We start from the raw sequence: 16,593 nt of genomic DNA, 5'->3' as shown, positions 1-16,593 counted from the left end.
AGAGCGAGAGACTTCGGGTTCCCGCCCCTTTTCAGTGGGCGGGTTAGATTGAGGCAACAAGGTTGGACCGAAAAAACCTTTGAACCGACCTTCTTACCCCCATCCCAAACTTCCCCCTGACAGGGGGAGCCCGGCGGCGAAAAATTTACACTTTCTAAAACGCAGCAAAGGGGCTCGCTTTACCTACAGCGGCCCCCTTGCTTTCCTTCCTGTTCAAGTCATCAAATGCGCATCGGCATCACGACGTATTTGAAGTCGGCGTTGTCCGGCACGGTAATCAGTGCGGACGAATTGGCGTCTCCAAGCGCGATGTTGATGTTGTCGCCTTTGAGGTTGTTCAGCACGTCGAGCAGATAGGTGACGTTGAAACCGATGTCGACGCTGTCACCGCCGTAATCGATTTCGAGTTCTTCCACAGCTTCTTCCTGATCGGCGTTGGTTGAGCTGATCTTCAGGCTTCCCGGGCTGATGATGCAACGCACACCCTTGAACTTGTCGCTGGTCATGATCGCTGCGCGCTGCAAGGAATGCAGCAGCGTCTGACGATCGATCGTGAAGTTGTTCTTGTATCCTTTGGGGATGACGCGCGTGTAGTCGGGAAACTTGCCCTCTACCAGCTTGGAAATCAGTTCGATATCGGCAAACGTCAGCTTGACCTGGTTGTTGGCGATTTCGAGGTCGACCGTGTCATCGCTGTCTTCGAGCAGGCGCTGCAGTTCCAGTATGGTCTTGCGCGGGATGATGACTTCCTGGCGCTGAAAATCCTGTTCGGTTTCGACTTGGCAGAACGCGAGCCGGTGGCCGTCGGTGGCGACAGCGATCACGTTCTTGCCGTCGACAACGAGCAGCAAACCATTGAGGTAATAGCGGATATCCTGCTGCGCCATCGCGAAGTGCACCATGTTGAACAGGTGCTTGAGCGTCTTTTGCGGCAGCGTAACCTTGGCGTTGAAGTGCTCGGCTTGCGCGACGGTCGGGAATTCTTCGGCTGCCAGCGTCTGCAATGCAAAGCGCGATTTGCCGGACTGGACCGTCATGCGCTTGTTGGCCAGCGACAGCGCGACATCGCCCGAATCGGGCAGCGCACGCAAGATATCGAGCAGCTTGCGCGCGGCGACCGTGGTGGCCGCGACTTCGCCGCCGCTGCCCACATTGGCATGCGTGGTGATCTGCACTTCGATGTCGGTCGACAGGAACGAGACCTTCTCACCGTCCTTGCGAATGAGGATATTGGCCAGAATCGGCAGCGTGTGCCGACGCTCGACAATACCACTCACAATCTGCAGCGGCCGGAGAAGCGTGTCGCGTTGGGTTTTCACCAATTGCATGCTTTTTATCCTTGTAGTGTGAGTTGAAACAATGCTGTGAATCGGGAAAAGGCCTGTCATTTACCGACGGACGGCAGCCGGATAAAGCCATTTCTAAATACCCTCTATTTTGACAGAAAAAGGTTCCTTCCAATGAAATAGAACGGATTTTGTTGTCGGGCTGGCAAGGTAATTTAGGGTCGGGAAGGTGCCGCGACCGCGGCCGTCAGCCGCTTGATAGGCATAGCGAGCAAGTCCGGCCACAAAGAAGGTCTTGGCTGCACCACATGTCCTGCAAGGCGATGGTCGGTTGCCCCCGTCCTTTTCTCGCCTCAAACCGGGTTCGCGTCGCCGGTCCGCGCGAACCCGCCGAGGCCGGCTCGCCGGTCCGATTTATTCCATTCTTACTTATCCACAAGCCGATAAGCAGCTGTGGATTACCCCTTCAGCGTTTGTTCGAGCACGTGCAGCTCGTGGTTGACTTCAGGATTCTTGCTGCGGTCGGCTGCGATCTTGCGAACCGCATGCAGTACCGTGGTGTGGTCGCGGCCGCCAAACAATTCGCCGATCTCAGGCAAACTCTTCTGCGTTAATTCCTTGGCAAGATACATCGCAATCTGGCGCGGACGAGCAATATTGGCTGGGCGCTTTTTGGAGTACATGTCAGCGACTTTGATATTGAAAAAGTCTGCCACCGTCTTCTGGATGTTCTCGACCGAAATCTGCCGGTTTTGTACAGAAAGCAAGTCTTTCAATGCATCCTTGACAACATCGATCGTGATGTCTTTGCCGTGGAAGCGGGAATAGGCGAGGATCTTGCGCAGTGCGCCTTCCAGTTCGCGCACATTGGAACGCAAATGTTTGGCGACGAAAAAGGCAACGTCGTCGGACAACACCGCGCCTTCCTGCGCCGCTTTTTTGAGCAGAATTGCAACGCGCATTTCGAGCTCGGGCGGTTCGACGGCGACCGTCAGACCAGAATCAAAACGGGAGATCAACCGGTCGTCCATGCCGGTGATTTCCTTCGGATACGTATCGCTGGTGATAATGATTTGTTTCTTTGCTGCAATCAGCGCTTCGAACGCATAAAAGAATTCTTCCTGCGTGCGGCTCTTGCCGGCAAAGAACTGAATATCGTCGATCAGCAGCATGTCGAGCGAATGGTAATAGCGCTTGAAATCATCAAAACCCTTACGCTGGTAAGCGGTCACTACGTCGCGAACATATTGTTCAGCGTGAATGTAGCGAATGCGAACATTAGGATTTTCATTGAGCAGCTGGTTACCGATTGCGTGGATCAGGTGGGTTTTTCCAAGGCCAACACCGCCATACAGGAATAACGGGTTGTAAGAGACACCGGGGTTATTGGCAACCTGGATCGCAGCGGCGCGCGCCAATTGGTTTGCCTTACCAGTGACGAAGCTGTCGAAAGTCAGGGCGGTGTTGATCTTGCTCTGGTCGCGCTTGGCATTGGTTTCGATCAGGATATCGGCGCGTTCGATCGGGTCAGGTCCCTGGTCGATGACGATGTCATGTTGTCCATTGCGCTGGGGTTGGCCATTCATGCCATTGCCATTGGCGCCGGCGGTCGGCGCAGGCCGGCGTACCGCATTGCCGCGCGGGTCGAGAATGAACTGGACGTCGATGGGCGCTTCCCAGTATTCCGAAGCCAGGGTGGTAATCCGGTTGGCAAACTGGGTCTTGACCCAGTCCAGCTTGAAGCGATTCGGTGCGGCGATGCGCAAGCGGCCGTCTTCAAAATCAATCGGCGCCAGCGGCTTGATCCACGCACTATATTGTTGCGGCGTGAGTTCCTGCTCCAGCATAGCGGAGCAAGTCTGCCAAAAATCTTCCATGTACTTTTCTATATTTTGTTATGTGGAAATGACTTAGCCCGCGGCAGGCCCTGCTCTCCTCCGGCAGTCCGCTGTCCAGTCCTGCTTGCCAAATAGGCAAACGGTCTGAACAAGGGAATGCCGGAGCGGCTGCTCCAGCGTCTTGGGTCGTCCACACGGGAGGGCTATTCTAACTCCGGGAAACGGGGTTATCCACAGGCTGCGTCATTTTTCCGACATAATAATTTGCTTGCCAATCGGGGAAGTTTCAGCTTTTGGAAGGAATGTAAAAAGCTGAATAAAATTACCATGAGGAAATATGAAGATCGGATATTTCCTCAATTGCCTATTTAAGATGGCCGTATCGCAAGGACAACACCTAAGCTAGCGATACAGACAACAAACATCTTTTTTATGTTTCCAGACTGCATTGAAAACCCCAAAAGTCCTCAAGCTTGCGACCTGCGTTTCTTCCTAAGTAATTGACAGAGAAGCGGAAATCAGTGTCTAATTGCGGGTTCACTGCCTGTTGCGTTTTGTGTGTAGCGCACAAAACAAGAATGGGCCGCGTGATGATTCCACCCATTTTTGCCGATTAGCGAGACCAACATGAAACGTACTTACCAACCTTCCGTCGTACGCCGCAAGCGCACTCATGGCTTCCGTGCACGTATGGCAACCCGCGGTGGCCGCGCTGTGCTGAACGCACGTCGCGCCAAAGGCCGCAAGCGCTTGGCTGTCTAAGCCAAGCACTGCAACCGACGCTGCCGGCGTGAGCGAAGATCGTTCACATAGCTACGCACGCGATCGGCGAATCGTTAAAACGGATGATTTTTCATCCGTTTTTCGTTTGCGGCCCGTGTACCGGACCGCACATTTCGTCCTTTATGCGCGTACTGCCCAACTAAGCCATGCGCGGCTTGGCATTGTCGCAGCCAAGCGTTTCGCACCGCGTGCCGTCACGCGCAATACGATCAAGCGCGTCGCGCGCGAACTGTTTCGACAGTCCAACCTGCCGGCGCTCGATTGCATCGTTCGCCTGTCCAAACCCGTGAATACCAAAGCCGAGCCTGCGACCACAGTCAGCCTGAAAGCCTTGTTGCGCGCCGAGCTGACGCAATTGCTGGGATCGCAAACAAAGGCGCGCGAATGAAAACGCTTTTGCTGCTACTATTGCGCGCGTACAAGCTAGGCATCAGCCCACTGCTTGGGCCCGCATGCCGTTTTTATCCCAGCTGTTCCGACTATGCGAGCGAAGCTATCCGGACCTACGGCCCGGCGAAAGGCGGTTTGCTGGCGGCAAAACGTTTGTGCAAGTGTCATCCCTGGCATCCGGGCGGCTATGATCCGGTGCCGCAACAAGCAAGCGGGAAGACCGATGCCCAAGCTTGCGAATGCCATCGCTGACTGACTCAATTCCTGACCACTGACTGACTACTATTTATGGATATCCAACGTACCGTCCTGTGGGTTGTCTTCTCGTTGTCCCTGCTTCTGCTGTGGGATAACTGGATGCGCCACAACGGCAAACCGTCGATGTTTTTCCCGGGCCTGACCCAAGAAGCCGCCAAGCCGGCATCGGGCGATGCGCCGGCCGGCCGCAGCGATGTGCCACAGGCGAGCGCCCAAACTGCGCCGGGCGCAACGTCGGCGGCCGTTCCGGCAGGCGCCGCCCCGGTCAAGAGCGAAATCGTGACGATCACCACCGATGTGGTGAAGGCAGAGATCGACACCATGGGCGGCGAAATCAAACGTCTGGAACTGCTGAAGCACAAGGACGGCGTGGATCAGACCAAAAACATGCTGTTGTTCGACTCGGGCACCAAGCACCTGTACCTGGGCCAGACCGGCCTGATCGGCGGCGATTTCCCGAATCACAAGTCGGGCTTTGTCGCCAAGCCGGGCGCGCGCACGCTGGACAGTGGCAACCAGGTTCAACTGGTGCTCGAATCCGAGAGCGCCGGCGTCAAACTGATCAAGACTTACACCTTCAAACGCGGCGATTACACCATCGGCGTCAAGCACGACGTGGTCAACAACAGTGGCGCACCGGTCAATCCTTCGCTATACCTGCAACTGGTGCGCGATGGCAAAGCGCTGGAAGGCGAGTCGCAGTTCTACAGTACCTTTACCGGTCCCGTGGTCTACACCGACGCGGAAAAATTCCAGAAAATGACCTTCGAAGACATTGAAGACGGCAAGGCCAAGCACGTCACCAAGGCGGACAACGGCTGGGTCGCGCTGGTGCAGCACTATTTCGTCACCGCGATTCTGCCGCCGGACAATGTGACGCGCGAGATTTATACCAAGAAGGTGGGCAATAACCTGTATGCCACCGGCACCATCCTGCCGGTCGGGACCGTCGCTCCCGGCGCAAGCACTTCGCTGGAGTCGCGTCTTTATTCCGGCCCGCAGGAGTCCGACACGCTGGAAAAACTGGCCCCCGGCCTTGACCTGGTAAAAGATTATGGCATGCTGACCATTATCGCCAAGCCGATTTTCTGGCTGATGACGCAGATTCATAAAGTGCTCAACAACTGGGGCTGGACCATCATTGCACTGACCGTGCTGATCAAGCTGGCCTTCTTCCCGCTGTCTGCCGCGAGCTATCGAAGCATGGCGAAGATGAAAACCGTGACGCCGAAGATGCAATCGATCCGCGAGCGCTTCAAGTCTGATCCGGCCAAGATGAACCAGGCCATGATGGAGCTGTATCGCACCGAGAAGATCAATCCGCTCGGCGGCTGCCTGCCGATCGTGGTGCAGATCCCGGTCTTTATCGCGCTGTACTGGGTCTTGCTGGCATCGGTCGAAATGCGCAATGCGCCTTGGCTGGGCTGGATTCAGGATCTGGCCGCGCCGGACCCGTGGTATATCCTGCCGGTCCTGATGGCGGTGTCGATGTTCATCCAGACCAAGCTGAATCCAACGCCGCCGGATCCGATCCAGGCCAAGGTCATGATGTTCATGCCGATCATTTTTTCGGTGATGTTCTTCTTCTTCCCGGCTGGTCTGGTGCTGTACTGGGTAGTCAACAACATCTTGTCGATCGCGCAGCAATGGGTGATTACGAAGAGGATCGAAAGCGGACAGCCGGCTTAAGCAATTACCAACTGTCGCTGCTGTAAATAAGGAAAGCCCGCGCATGCCGCGGGCTTTTTACTTGTCCGACCGGGTTCGATACCGCGCCCTGTGTTGTAAAACTTGCCGCTCTATGCCCTGTCCGGTTTTTCCTGTTGCCGGTGCCGGCCCTGCAAACCTACAATCGTTTCCATGAACTACGACTCTTCCCCCATTGCAGCCATTGCCACCGCTCCCGGACGCGGCGGCATCGGCGTTGTCCGCATCTCCGGAAAAAATCTGTCTTCGGTGATGCAAGCTGTATGCGGCGACAAACCGTTACAGCCGCGCCATGCAACCTACCTGCCCTTTTTGAATACGGACGGCAGCACGATCGACCAGGGCCTTGCGATTTATTTCAAGGCGCCGCATTCCTATACCGGCGAAGATGTGCTTGAGCTGCAAGGCCATGGCGGTCCGGTGGTCATGCAGATGCTGCTGGCACGCTGCATCGAAGCCGGCAGGGAAATCGATCTGCGGCTTGCCCAGCCGGGTGAATTCACGCACCGCGCGTTCCTAAACAACAAACTCGATCTGGCGCAGGCAGAAGCGGTCGCCGACCTGATTGAAGCATCGACCGAAGCAGCGGCGAAATCCGCCTCACAATCCTTGTCCGGCGTATTTTCAAAGACCATTCACGAGCTGGTCGACAAGGTGATCCATCTGCGCATGCTGGTCGAAGCGACACTGGACTTTCCGGAAGAAGAAATCGACTTCCTGGAAAAATCCGATGCGCGCGGTCAATTGGAACGTATCCGCGCCAATCTCGACGACGTATTCAAGCAGGCTTCGCAAGGCGCGTTATTGCGCGATGGCTTGAATGTGGTGCTGGCCGGCCAGCCGAATGTCGGCAAGTCTTCACTGCTCAATGCCTTGGCCGGCGCCGACGTCGCGATCGTCACGCCGATCGCCGGCACGACCCGCGACAAGGTCACCGAGACCATACAAATGGAAGGCATTCCGCTCAACATCATCGACACCGCAGGCATACGCGATGCAAACGATGAAGTCGAGCGCATTGGCATCGAGCGCACCTGGGGCGAAGTGCACAAGGCCGATGTCATCCTGCATCTGCTGGATGCCAGCCGGGGGCCCACGCGTGCCGATGAAGTGATTGTCGGACGCTTTCCGCCCGGCGTCCCGGTGCTGCGCATCTGGAACAAGATCGACCTGTCGGGGCACAAGCCGGCGGTCGATGTGATGAGCGATGCGACCCATATCTATCTGTCAGCGACCGATAGACGCGGCGTCGACCTGCTGCGCAAGGAAGTGCTGCGTGTCGCCGGCTGGCAGCAAACCGGCGAATCACGCTTCATCGCGCGCGAACGACATTTGATCGCCTTGAAAGCGGCGCACAATCATCTTGACATTGCAGCGGAATACGCGGTCGCGGGCAACCAAACCAGCGATCAGGCGCTTGACTTGTTCGCCGAAGAGTTAAGGATCGCGCAGGATAGGCTCAACAGCATTACCGGCGAATTTACCTCGGATGATTTGCTGGGCGTGATCTTCAGCCGGTTTTGCATCGGAAAGTAATTGATTGATACGGGTGGCCGTACGCGTGAGGCCATGCCGAGTGACTCAAAAGTATGGCGATATCGATACCAGCTCCATGGCGAAAGGATCTCGCCGCCGAGTTGGCTATTGCGCGTTATGAAGCGGTACACCCCAGACGGGAACAGCGGTAAATTTTCAAGGCTGTGACTTGGGCGCGATAAGCTTGCCAATGTTGAAACGACGCAAGAGGCGTTCGCGCTGCCTTGATTTTGATCAAGGCAATATTTCTCTTGCGAATCAATGACTTAATGTCACTTAGTCGGCGTTATCCACAGCCTTGTCCACGCTGCTTGTGGGGAACTCGAAAGCTGCCTGTCTGGACGATTGCGTTGCGCGCGCGGCTTCGGTGCGCAGCCAGCGCTCCAGCACTTCTTCCACATGCCGGCATTCCGCCTCGTTTAGCGCCTGTCCCACCGCAATGCCGTGCCACTTTGCCAGACAAGCGCGACAGCAGGTTGCCGTCGCATGCTGCGCAACAAAGACAGGATGACCGCGAAAAGGGGTTTGCTTGCCGTCGTTGGCCGGCAGCGCCGGCGCCAAGCGGCTGGCAATGAAGGCACGGGCATGCCGCATCGTATCCTCGATGCCTTTTTGCGCAAGGTAACTGCGCTCTTCCGACTTGAGATGAAAACGGCGGCGAAACGGCGATCTTTGCAAGGTGCGGAAGACCGCGTCGATATTTTTCATGAGCGATATGCGACCGGGCCGTGTTACATCGTGACATCGGCGAGCAACCGATGCGCCAGTGCGGTAGCTTGTTCCAGCGCCTGTTCCGGGCTATCCGAAGGCGCTTCGACGGTGTGACGGGAATCTTCCGAAGTCTTGCCGCGTTCGCGGCTGACCAGCACCACACCCTGATACCGGCCGTCGTCCAGTTCCTGGATATCGGCTTGTGCGACCCAATCCGCCTTGGTGTATTTCACTGCTGCCATAGCCTTCTCCTTTCATCCGTGTGGAGATAGGACTATGCCGGATGCGAGTTGTTCGCTGCTGCCGTGATTTTGATCAAATGAAAAAATTCCTGAAGAATCAATCGGATAAGTGGCAACCATGCCACTTATCCACAGAATTAGCCACAGGAAATGTGGGCAAGCGGCGGGACCATGGCATGCGGTCCCGCAGTCGGAGGGTTATTGTGTTGTAAAAGACCACGAACGGTTGACGTCCGTGCCATCCACCTTGCCGACGAACTGGACGTCGTAAGTGCTGAGCGGCAGTAGCGGATCGAGCGGGACGGCGGCGGCGGCCGACGCTGGCGTTTGCGGGTCGGTTGCCGCCGTCAGCAGCCGCGTGGTGAGGTTGGCCGAGCCCCCGCGCGGACGGATGGTGAAACTTTGCACGGTCAGGGTCGACGTGATGTTGGCATGCACGCTGACCGGATAACCGACTTCATTACGGCCCGGCACCGGATCCGGCGATTCGTTATCGCTGAAGAAATTGCGCCGCACGTGGGCCTGGGAGGACGCCGGATAAGTGACCACGCTGCCGCGCGCGACACCGCGGTCCAGGCCGTTGGCGGCAAAGTTGGTGGTGAAATAGGTCAGGCCGCCCGATACCGTAGCCGCGCCGGAACCGGCTTCCTTGAACATCGGTTCGAGGATCACGAAACGGTGGTAAATCGCCGCGATCAGGTCTTCGGCCGCATTGAAGCCCGAGGGATCGGAGGTGGCGGAAATGACTTCGCCATAGGCATAGCTGCTGGCCGAGGCAAAACCATAGCCGGCCGCCGAGAAGCGATCTCCCACGGTCCTGCCGGTAAATCCGGCCTTGGTATCGCTCTGGTCGTGCGTGATGATGTTGTTGGTGCGTTGATAATTCGAATGCCCCTGCGCGGCGACATCGATTACGCCATTGCGGGCAACCGCTTCCAGGCCGATCTGGCGGCGACGGAAATTGAACCAGTTGAAGCCGTCGGTGGCGGTATTGCCGGTCGCCTGCGGCGCATTGGGTTCCTGCGCAGCGATCGAAGTGGCGCCATTGGTCGACGTTGAACCTTGATCGGAACTGCCGCCGCAAGCGGTAAGCATCAGCGAAGCCAGCAGCAGCGGGTAGATTGAGCGTGGGAGTCGCCCCATGAATATTCCTTTGACAAAAGCGCTAGTGCAGTATTTTCACACCGTAGGGCGAAAACGCCGGTTAGACGGCGGGTTTTACATTCGGTTGCAGTCGAACTAGGAAATTAACCGAAGCCCTGTCAGGGGGTGTTGATTTATACAGAATCGGATGGCGATGGCATCGTCTTGGCAACACTCGCATCCGGGAAACGCACCGTCGCCAGCAATCCGGCGCCGTCGCAGCCAGGTTTGCGCGCAGATCGCAGTTCGACCGTCGCTTTATGCATGGCGGCAATATCGCGCACAATGGTCAAACCGAGGCCGCTGCCGTCGGCATGCGCTTCCTGGGCCGAGGCGGCGCGGTAAAAGGGCGCAAATACGCGTTCGCGCTCGGGCGCTGCAATCCCGGGGCCGCTGTCTTCCACTTCCAGCATCGGCCCGTCGTTGTCGGCGACGCGCAGCATGACCTTGCCGCCGCGCGGCGTATAGCGAATTGCATTGTCCACCAGGTTCGATACCAGTTCGTGCAGCAGCAGCGAATTGCCGTGGGCCAGCACGATGCCCTGCGCGTCGAGCGACAGGTCGATATCCTTGCGCACCGCATGCAGTGCCAGTTCCAGGCCGACCTGGCGCGCAATCTCGACCAGCGACACCGTCTGCATGTCGGCCACGGCCGCGCCATGCTCGGCGCGGGCCAGGGTCAGCAGCCGATTGGCCAGGTGCACGGTCGCATCCGTGGTGCGCGCAATGCTTTCGACGATCTCGCGCATGGCCTTGGGGTCGTTGGCGCGCAATGCGAGTTCGGCTTGCGTTTTCAATACGGTGAGCGGCGTGCGCAACTGATGCGAGGCATCGGCGATGAAGCGGCGCTGGCCGGCGATCAGCGTTTGCAGACGCGCCATATAGCCATTCATGGCCGCGACCAGCGGGCGCACTTCCTTGTGCACCAGATCGGGATTGAAATCGGACAGGTCGGTCGGCGCACGCGCTTCGACATCGGCCTTGAGCTGCATCAGCGGACGCAGCACGAAGCGTACGGCGATCCATGTCAGCACTGCCGCGGCCAGCACCAGCAATGCCTGGCGCGCCAGCGTATCGATCAAGATCTTGCGCGACAGCTCGTGCCGTCCCTCCAGGGTTTCGCCGACCTGGATCAGCGCGATGCCGCGCATGGAGTCGTCATACACCGGCTGGTACAGTGCAGCAATGCGGACCGGCTCGGTGCGGTAGGTCGCATGATAGAAATACACCAGTGCCGGATAGGCATCGGAACGCGCCGCATGGCGCGGCAGCGCCGGCAAATCGTCGTAGCCGGAAACATGCTCGCCCTTGACTCCGGTGACCTTGTAATAAATGCGGCCCAGCGTATCGGTTTCAAAACTGTCTAGCGCGACATACGGCACATCGGCCACCACCCGGCCATCGACAATCGACACCCGCTCGGCCAGCGCACGGGTCGATGCCAGCAATGAACGGTCATAGGCCTGATCGGCTGCTTCCAGCGCATTGTTATAGACCGATACTGCATCGATGACGACCAGCACCGTCAGCGGCAACAGCAGCCAGCGCAGCAATTGCGAACGCAGGCTGCCCAGCGGCGCGCCGGGTAGGGCAGCAGTAGGCGGATCCGGCGATGTTGCGTTCATTGCGGTTTTTCTTCCAGCAGGTAACCGAGCCCACGCAGCGTGGTGATGGCGACGCGCCCGGGCCCGGCGCGTTCGAGCTTCTTGCGCAGCCGGTGCACATAGATTTCGATCGCATCGAGATTGGCTTCGTCGTCCAGCGCGAAGACATCGTCGAACAGTTTTTCCTTCGACACCGCCCGGCCGGCGCGCGTGAGCAGCGCTTCCAGCACCGCATGTTCGCGCGGCGTGAGCGCCAGCGGCGCATCGCCATAGGTAAACATGCGTGAGACGGTATCGAACGACAGCGCGCCGCAGGTCAGGGTCACCGCTTCATTGCCTTGCGAGCGACGCAGCAGCGCCTTGACGCGCGCTTCGAGTTCGGCCAGCTCGAACGGCTTGGGCAGGTAATCGTCGGCGCCGAGGTTGAGGCCCTGCACCCTATCGTTGAGCCCGCCGCGCGCGGTCAGCACCAGTACCGGCGTCTTGCTGCCGCGGGCGCGAAGGCGCTTGAGCACGTCCAGCCCATCCATCTTGGGCAGGGTCAGGTCGAGGATCACCAGCGCATAGTCCTGCGTATGCAGCAGGCTATCGGCGTCGGCGCCGTTCATTGCGCATTCGACCACCAGACGTGCATCCTGCAGCGCCTTGGCGATCCAGCGTGACAGTTCGGCATGATCTTCGACCAACAGGATTCGCATGATGGTGTTTCGACTGAGGAAGTGAGCAGAATGGAAAGCCGCACAACGTTGTGCCATAAGCTTGGGCCACTCATCATACGCATTTCATCCGGTTTGCAAAAGAAAGCGCCATGCCTGCAGCTCAAGACCGATTGGATGGATAATTGCGGCAACGCCGCATCATCGGCGTAATCGAGGAGAGACGGTGAAAAAGCATATTGCAGCCTTCCTGCTGCTGGCGTCGGCCTGGCTGACGGCAGCATCGGCGCTGGCGCGTGCACCCGAATGCATCGTCCCGGCCAAGCCCGGGGGCGGCATGGATTTGACCTGCAAGCTGACGCGCAAGGGCTTGAGCGCGGTGGCGGCCGATACCGGGATCGATCCGGCCTTGCAAATCAGTTATCTGCCCGGCGGCATCGGCGCGGTCGCATGGAATTCGGTACTGTCGCAGCGACGCGCGGAAGCCAATACCCTGGTCGTGTTTTCCGGCGGTTCGCTGCTCAATCTGGCGCAAGGGAAATACGGCAAGGCATCGGCGGCCGACGTACGCTGGGTCGCGGCCCTGGGCACCGATTATGGGATGATTGCGGTGCGCAGCGATTCGCCATACAAGACGCTGCGCGACTTGCTGGATGCGCTCAAGCGCGATAAACAGCGGATTTCGATCGGCGCCGGCGGCACGGCCGGCAGTCAGGATTGGATGAAGGTGTCGATCGTTGCCCGGCAGGCAGGCATCAATCCGAAATCCTTGCGTTTCGTCGCATTTGAAGGCGGCGGCGAATCGTTTACCGCCTTGCTCGCCGGTCATGTGCAGGCAGTGTCCGGCGACGCGTCGGAGGCGGCGCTGCATGCAGTCGACGGCAAGATTCGCGTGCTGGCGGTGATGAGCGACCAGCGCCTGCCGGGCGTGCTGGCGACGGTGCCGACCGCACGCGAGCAAGGCTTCGACGTGACCTGGCCTATCGTGCGGGGCGTCTACATGGGGCCGGAAGTCGCCGATGCCGAGTACCGCAAGTGGGTGAAAGCGTTCGACCGCATGATGGCCGCGCCCGGCTTCGAGCAATTGCGTGCGGCGCATGGCCTGTATCCGTTTGCGCTGACCGGCGATGCCTTGACTGAATATGTCAGGCAGACCGTCGGCGCCTATGGAAAGCAGGCGAAGGAGCTGGGTTTCGCCAGATAGCACTTCAATCGCACGAGCGACAACCGGCCGGCCGGCTGGCCGGTCTTGGCTTGGCTTTTTTACAAACGATTTTCCATCGCTTACGCATCAATCGGCTTTTCTTTGAAAAACCGTTATCGAACACCATGCCGCAAATTCCGTTTGGTTCATTCCGTCCATTCCTCCTTAGCCTGGCCATCGGCCTGACCGCAGCGCTGCTGTGTGAATGGCTCAACACGCCGCTGCCCTGGATGATAGGCCCCTTGTTCAGCACCGCCGCCGCGCGCATGGCGGATGTTCATCTGGCTTGTCCGGTGCGTGTGCGCGAAGCCGGGCAATGGGCAATCGGTGCGGCGCTCGGCCTGTATTTCACACCGCCGGTGCTGCGGGTGCTGGTGTCCTACAGCGGCTATATTCTCATCGGCGTGCTGTTTGCGCTGGTACTGGGCGCCGTATGCGCCTGGCTGCTGCACAAGATTTCAGGCATCGACCGCACCACGGCGTTTTTTGCCATGGCCGTCGGCGGCGCATCGGAAATGGCGAACCAGGGCGAGCGCCACGGCGCAAAGGTGGACCGCGTAGCGGCATCGCACAGCCTGCGCATCATGATGGTGGTGGCGATCATTCCTTTCCTGTTCCAATTTCTGGATGTGCATGGACTCGACAGCTATGTGCCGGGCGCGCGTACGGTCCACTATGGCGGCCTGCTGGCGCTGATTGGTCTCACCACACTGGGCGCGCTATTGTTCAAGCGCATGAATTCGCCCAATGCCTGGGTATTGGGGCCGCTGGCGGTCACGATCGCGCTCACCGCCTCCGAAGTGAACCTGTCGGCCTTGCCGGAATGGGTGGTGCATTTTGGCCAACTGTTCATCGGGATTTCGCTGGGCACGCGATTTACGCCGGAATTCCTGCATACCGCGCCGCGCTATCTGGCCAGCGTCGCACTGTGCACGCTGGTGGCGATGGGCATTGCCGCCTGTTTCGCGTTCGGCTTGGCGACATTGAGCGGCATGCATCCGGCGACCGCGATCCTCGCCACGTCGCCGGGCGGCATCGCCGAAATGAGCCTGACCGCGAAAACCCTGCAGCTCGGCGTGCCTATCGTCACCGCCTTCCATGTGACACGGCTGGCGGCTCTGGTCATCACGATCGGGCCGCTGTTCCGGCTGGCGCGACGCGTGAAATACGGGAAGGGATTTTGAACCTAGTAGCCGACCGTAAAGCGCCGGCGCGAATGGAGCGGCCGCTCCAGTTCATCGATCATTGCCAGTGCATAGTCTTCCAGCGAAATATGGCTTTTGCCCGAAGCGTCGAGTAACAACTGATCGGTGCCCAGACGAAATATGCCGGTGCGCTGACCCGGCGAGATATATGCGGACGGACTGAGCATGGTCCAGTCCAGTTCTTTTTCCTGACGCAGCATGCCGAGCGCTTCACGCGCGCCTTCGGCAGTAGGCTTCCATTGCACAGGAAATGCCGGCGTATCGATCAATTGCTGACCGGGCGCGACTTCCAGGCTGCCTGCGCCGCCGACCACCAGCAAGCGCGCGACGCCGGCATCCCGGGTCGCGCCGATGATGGCGCGCATTCCCTGGACGTAATAGTCATAGGTATGGTCTTGCGCATGCCCGCTGAAAGCGCTGACCACCGCATCTTGGCCTTGCAGCATGGCGGCCAGTGCCGGCCGGTCGAGCACGTCGGCCTTGACCGCTTGCAGGTTCGCCGCCGGCTCGAGCTTTTCCGGATGCCGTACCAGTGCGGTGACGCGATGTCCGCGCGACAGCGCTTCTTTCAATAAGGCGGTGCCAATGAAGCCGCTTGCGCCTATCAATGCGATCTGCATGTGTTTCTCCCCAGTGATGAAATAAAGACCGCATCATTGCGGAAACGATTGATTCGATAAACAGCAGCATCGATAATTCATTGTTACGAATTTCTAATCAATCTTGGTCATGTCCATTCTCGGCCAGCTCGACTTGAACAGCTTGCTCGTATTCGATGCGGTGGTGGAGTGCGGCAGCTTTACTGCGGCGGCCGAGCGGCTGGGCATCGCCAAGGCAAAGGTCAGCATCCAGATCGGCCGGCTGGAAGCGCATCTGGGCACCAGCCTGTTTCACCGCACGACCCGGCAAGTGACGCTGACCGATACCGGACGTGCATTGCATGCCGATTGTCAGCCTTTGCTGCAAGGCCTGCAAAGCGCGGTGGCACAAGTCGAAAAGGACGGGCAGCCGTCCGGACCGTTGAGCGGCACACTGCGGCTGACGTCGTCGGTCGACCATGCGGTATTGTCGCTGGCGCCGGCACTGGCGCGTTTTGCGGCGCTGCATCCCAAGCTGCAGATCGACCTGCGCGCCGGCGATGCGGTGGCGGACCTGGTCGGCGAGGGGATCGATGTCGCGATCCGGCTTGGCTGGCTGCGCGATTCGTCGCTGCGCGCAGTCAAGCTCGGTGAATTCGCACAGTATGTGATGGCATCACCGGCATATCTCAAACGCAGCAGACATCCGAAGCGCCCGGAAGACCTGGCGACCATGGAATGGCTCGCGCTCAGCCTGCTGCCGACGCCGCTCACCTGGAAGTTCGCTTCGCAGCAAGGAGAGATTTGCAGCGTGCAGGTAAAGTCGCGCATCCGCGTCAATTCTCCGGGCGCGCTGCGCGCCTTGTTGCGCCATGGTGCAGGCATTTCGGTACTAGACCAGCAGGCGGCTGAAGAAGGAATGAAAGCCGGCTATCTGGTGCGCGTGCTGCCGGACTGGTCGCTGCCGCGCGGCGGAGTCTATGCAGTGACCCCGCCGGGGCGCCATATGCCGCCGAAAGTGCGCAGCTTCATTGGGTTTTACCGGGAATTTCTGGCACTGCCCTGAATCCGTCTGTCAAACAGCGCCGCAAACCTCAGGCAAACCACTGCCGTGACGGCGGTCATGCACGCATTCCCTCATCGTTCGCTCGACGCTGATTGAGCCTTGATGCAGGTTGCGCTGCAACATTCCAGCAATTTGCAGGCCGGCGGGAATTTCCATCGATTTTCAGCCTCCAATCCGGTCTTTGCTATTGCGAAGCAATGGCAAAACTGTTTGTCATCCGAGCGCGCAAGGACCATTCCAATTTGCAGCGCTGTTTTGGTGCGCTTGTCAAAGCGCTCAAGGCGTGCGCGATGCCGGTGCTTGATCAAGCGCGACTACCGGCAAGTTTTTTTCGTGGCCACGCCCGCGAATCCCATTACACTAGAACCGATATTGCAAGTGATTGA

At 58.8% G+C, this 16,593-nt stretch carries 18 protein-coding genes; 9 read left to right on the top strand and 9 right to left on the bottom strand.

Annotated elements, in window-relative coordinates:
* Positions 1 to 221: 221 nt before the first annotated feature.
* Together dnaN and dnaA are read right to left on the bottom strand one after the other, a co-directional pair.
* A complete protein-coding gene (gene dnaN / locus D3871_RS01150) occupies positions 222 to 1,328 on the bottom strand; it encodes a DNA polymerase III subunit beta (protein ID WP_119767245.1) in 1,107 nt (368 codons plus the stop codon).
* Positions 1,329 to 1,744: 416 nt separating this feature from the next.
* The gene (dnaA, locus tag D3871_RS01145) at positions 1,745 to 3,163 is read right to left on the bottom strand and encodes a chromosomal replication initiator protein DnaA (protein ID WP_119767244.1); all 1,419 of its coding nucleotides are present in this window, start codon (positions 3,161 to 3,163) and stop codon (positions 1,745 to 1,747) included.
* A gap of 588 nt (positions 3,164 to 3,751) precedes the next feature.
* Between dnaA and rpmH the strand changes: the two genes are divergently transcribed.
* From rpmH to mnmE, 5 genes are all read left to right on the top strand, one after another.
* Positions 3,752 to 3,886 carry a 50S ribosomal protein L34 gene (gene rpmH, locus D3871_RS01140; protein ID WP_057289000.1) on the top strand — a complete coding sequence of 45 codons (135 nt, stop codon included), beginning with the start codon at positions 3,752 to 3,754 and terminating at the stop codon, positions 3,884 to 3,886.
* A gap of 28 nt (positions 3,887 to 3,914) precedes the next feature.
* Complete coding sequence (rnpA, locus tag D3871_RS01135; RefSeq protein WP_119767243.1) at positions 3,915 to 4,295, top strand: ribonuclease P protein component; 381 nt, start codon at positions 3,915 to 3,917, stop codon at positions 4,293 to 4,295.
* Complete coding sequence (gene yidD, locus D3871_RS01130; protein WP_119767242.1) at positions 4,292 to 4,549, top strand: membrane protein insertion efficiency factor YidD; 258 nt, start codon at positions 4,292 to 4,294, stop codon at positions 4,547 to 4,549. Before rnpA ends, yidD begins: the two co-directional genes overlap by 4 nt.
* Positions 4,550 to 4,585: 36 nt before the next feature.
* Positions 4,586 to 6,244, top strand: a complete 1,659-nt coding sequence (gene yidC / locus D3871_RS01125; protein ID WP_119767241.1) for a membrane protein insertase YidC — start codon at positions 4,586 to 4,588, stop codon at positions 6,242 to 6,244.
* 171 nt (positions 6,245 to 6,415) lie between these two features.
* Positions 6,416 to 7,798, top strand: coding sequence for a tRNA uridine-5-carboxymethylaminomethyl(34) synthesis GTPase MnmE (mnmE, locus tag D3871_RS01120; RefSeq protein WP_119767240.1), 1,383 nt, complete (start codon positions 6,416 to 6,418; stop codon positions 7,796 to 7,798).
* Positions 7,799 to 8,074: 276 nt separating this feature from the next.
* Here mnmE and D3871_RS01115 read toward each other — a convergent pair whose 3' ends face one another.
* The 5 genes from D3871_RS01115 to D3871_RS01095 all read right to left on the bottom strand — a co-directional run bounded on the left by D3871_RS01115 (position 8,075) and on the right by D3871_RS01095 (position 12,196).
* Positions 8,075 to 8,506: a DUF4186 domain-containing protein gene (locus D3871_RS01115; protein WP_119767239.1), complete on the bottom strand. Its 432-nt coding sequence runs from the start codon at positions 8,504 to 8,506 to the stop codon at positions 8,075 to 8,077.
* Between the two features lie 23 nt (positions 8,507 to 8,529).
* Positions 8,530 to 8,751: a hypothetical protein gene (locus D3871_RS01110; protein ID WP_119767238.1), complete on the bottom strand. Its 222-nt coding sequence runs from the start codon at positions 8,749 to 8,751 to the stop codon at positions 8,530 to 8,532.
* A gap of 198 nt (positions 8,752 to 8,949) precedes the next feature.
* The gene (locus D3871_RS01105; RefSeq protein ID WP_119767237.1) at positions 8,950 to 9,894 is read right to left on the bottom strand and encodes a CAP domain-containing protein; all 945 of its coding nucleotides are present in this window, start codon (positions 9,892 to 9,894) and stop codon (positions 8,950 to 8,952) included.
* A gap of 134 nt (positions 9,895 to 10,028) precedes the next feature.
* Positions 10,029 to 11,519 carry a sensor histidine kinase gene (locus D3871_RS01100; protein ID WP_119767236.1) on the bottom strand — a complete coding sequence of 497 codons (1,491 nt, stop codon included), beginning with the start codon at positions 11,517 to 11,519 and terminating at the stop codon, positions 10,029 to 10,031.
* Complete coding sequence (locus tag D3871_RS01095; RefSeq protein ID WP_119767235.1) at positions 11,516 to 12,196, bottom strand: response regulator; 681 nt, start codon at positions 12,194 to 12,196, stop codon at positions 11,516 to 11,518. Before D3871_RS01095 ends, D3871_RS01100 begins: the two co-directional genes overlap by 4 nt.
* Before the next feature lie 184 nt (positions 12,197 to 12,380).
* On the opposite strand from D3871_RS01095, the gene D3871_RS01090 reads away from it, so the two are divergent.
* Together D3871_RS01090 and D3871_RS01085 are read left to right on the top strand one after the other, a co-directional pair.
* On the top strand, positions 12,381 to 13,358 hold the full coding sequence (locus tag D3871_RS01090) for a Bug family tripartite tricarboxylate transporter substrate binding protein (RefSeq protein WP_233575473.1): 978 nt from the start codon (positions 12,381 to 12,383) through the stop codon (positions 13,356 to 13,358).
* A 125-nt stretch (positions 13,359 to 13,483) separates the two neighbouring features.
* Positions 13,484 to 14,542, top strand: a complete 1,059-nt coding sequence (locus D3871_RS01085) for an AbrB family transcriptional regulator (RefSeq protein WP_119767234.1) — start codon at positions 13,484 to 13,486, stop codon at positions 14,540 to 14,542.
* Positions 14,543 to 14,544: 2 nt separating this feature from the next.
* Here the strand turns inward: D3871_RS01085 and D3871_RS01080 are convergent, their stop codons facing one another.
* Positions 14,545 to 15,183 (bottom strand): NAD(P)-dependent oxidoreductase, encoded by a 639-nt coding sequence (locus D3871_RS01080; RefSeq protein WP_119767233.1) that lies wholly within the window; start codon positions 15,181 to 15,183, stop codon positions 14,545 to 14,547.
* 109 nt (positions 15,184 to 15,292) lie between these two features.
* On the opposite strand from D3871_RS01080, the gene D3871_RS01075 reads away from it, so the two are divergent.
* On the top strand, positions 15,293 to 16,207 hold the full coding sequence (locus D3871_RS01075; protein ID WP_119767232.1) for a LysR family transcriptional regulator: 915 nt from the start codon (positions 15,293 to 15,295) through the stop codon (positions 16,205 to 16,207).
* A gap of 9 nt (positions 16,208 to 16,216) precedes the next feature.
* Here the strand turns inward: D3871_RS01075 and D3871_RS30085 are convergent, their stop codons facing one another.
* On the bottom strand, positions 16,217 to 16,363 hold the full coding sequence (locus D3871_RS30085; RefSeq protein ID WP_158597841.1) for a hypothetical protein: 147 nt from the start codon (positions 16,361 to 16,363) through the stop codon (positions 16,217 to 16,219).
* A 41-nt stretch (positions 16,364 to 16,404) separates the two neighbouring features.
* Here D3871_RS30085 and D3871_RS01070 point away from each other — a divergent pair, with 41 nt between their 5' ends.
* On the top strand, positions 16,405 to 16,593 hold the full coding sequence (locus D3871_RS01070; protein ID WP_119767231.1) for a hypothetical protein: 189 nt from the start codon (positions 16,405 to 16,407) through the stop codon (positions 16,591 to 16,593).

The sequence above is a fragment of the Noviherbaspirillum saxi genome (assembly GCF_003591035.1).
Lineage (GTDB): Bacteria > Pseudomonadota > Gammaproteobacteria > Burkholderiales > Burkholderiaceae_D > Noviherbaspirillum > Noviherbaspirillum saxi.
The sequence above is the reverse complement of the archived record's forward strand: the minus strand, read 5'-3'. Positions and strand labels throughout refer to the sequence as shown.

Bases quoted from the DNA above. Each gene is read 5' to 3' on its own strand.
- rpmH (WP_057289000.1), top strand. From the start codon at position 3,752: ATGAAACGTACTTACCAACCTTCCGTCGTACGCCGCAAGCGCACTCAT.
- dnaA (WP_119767244.1), bottom strand. From the start codon at position 3,163: ATGGAAGATTTTTGGCAGACTTGCTCCGCTATGCTGGAGCAGGAACTC.
- D3871_RS01095 (WP_119767235.1), bottom strand. From the start codon at position 12,196: ATGCGAATCCTGTTGGTCGAAGATCATGCCGAACTGTCACGCTGGATC.
- D3871_RS30085 (WP_158597841.1), bottom strand. From the start codon at position 16,363: ATGGAAATTCCCGCCGGCCTGCAAATTGCTGGAATGTTGCAGCGCAAC.
- D3871_RS01070 (WP_119767231.1), top strand. From the start codon at position 16,405: ATGGCAAAACTGTTTGTCATCCGAGCGCGCAAGGACCATTCCAATTTG.
- mnmE (WP_119767240.1), top strand. From the start codon at position 6,416: ATGAACTACGACTCTTCCCCCATTGCAGCCATTGCCACCGCTCCCGGA.
- D3871_RS01110 (WP_119767238.1), bottom strand. From the start codon at position 8,751: ATGGCAGCAGTGAAATACACCAAGGCGGATTGGGTCGCACAAGCCGAT.
- D3871_RS01100 (WP_119767236.1), bottom strand. From the start codon at position 11,519: ATGAACGCAACATCGCCGGATCCGCCTACTGCTGCCCTACCCGGCGCG.
- D3871_RS01085 (WP_119767234.1), top strand. From the start codon at position 13,484: ATGCCGCAAATTCCGTTTGGTTCATTCCGTCCATTCCTCCTTAGCCTG.
- D3871_RS01080 (WP_119767233.1), bottom strand. From the start codon at position 15,183: ATGCAGATCGCATTGATAGGCGCAAGCGGCTTCATTGGCACCGCCTTA.
- yidD (WP_119767242.1), top strand. From the start codon at position 4,292: ATGAAAACGCTTTTGCTGCTACTATTGCGCGCGTACAAGCTAGGCATC.
- D3871_RS01105 (WP_119767237.1), bottom strand. From the start codon at position 9,894: ATGGGGCGACTCCCACGCTCAATCTACCCGCTGCTGCTGGCTTCGCTG.
- dnaN (WP_119767245.1), bottom strand. From the start codon at position 1,328: ATGCAATTGGTGAAAACCCAACGCGACACGCTTCTCCGGCCGCTGCAG.
- D3871_RS01115 (WP_119767239.1), bottom strand. From the start codon at position 8,506: ATGAAAAATATCGACGCGGTCTTCCGCACCTTGCAAAGATCGCCGTTT.
- D3871_RS01075 (WP_119767232.1), top strand. From the start codon at position 15,293: ATGTCCATTCTCGGCCAGCTCGACTTGAACAGCTTGCTCGTATTCGAT.
- yidC (WP_119767241.1), top strand. From the start codon at position 4,586: ATGGATATCCAACGTACCGTCCTGTGGGTTGTCTTCTCGTTGTCCCTG.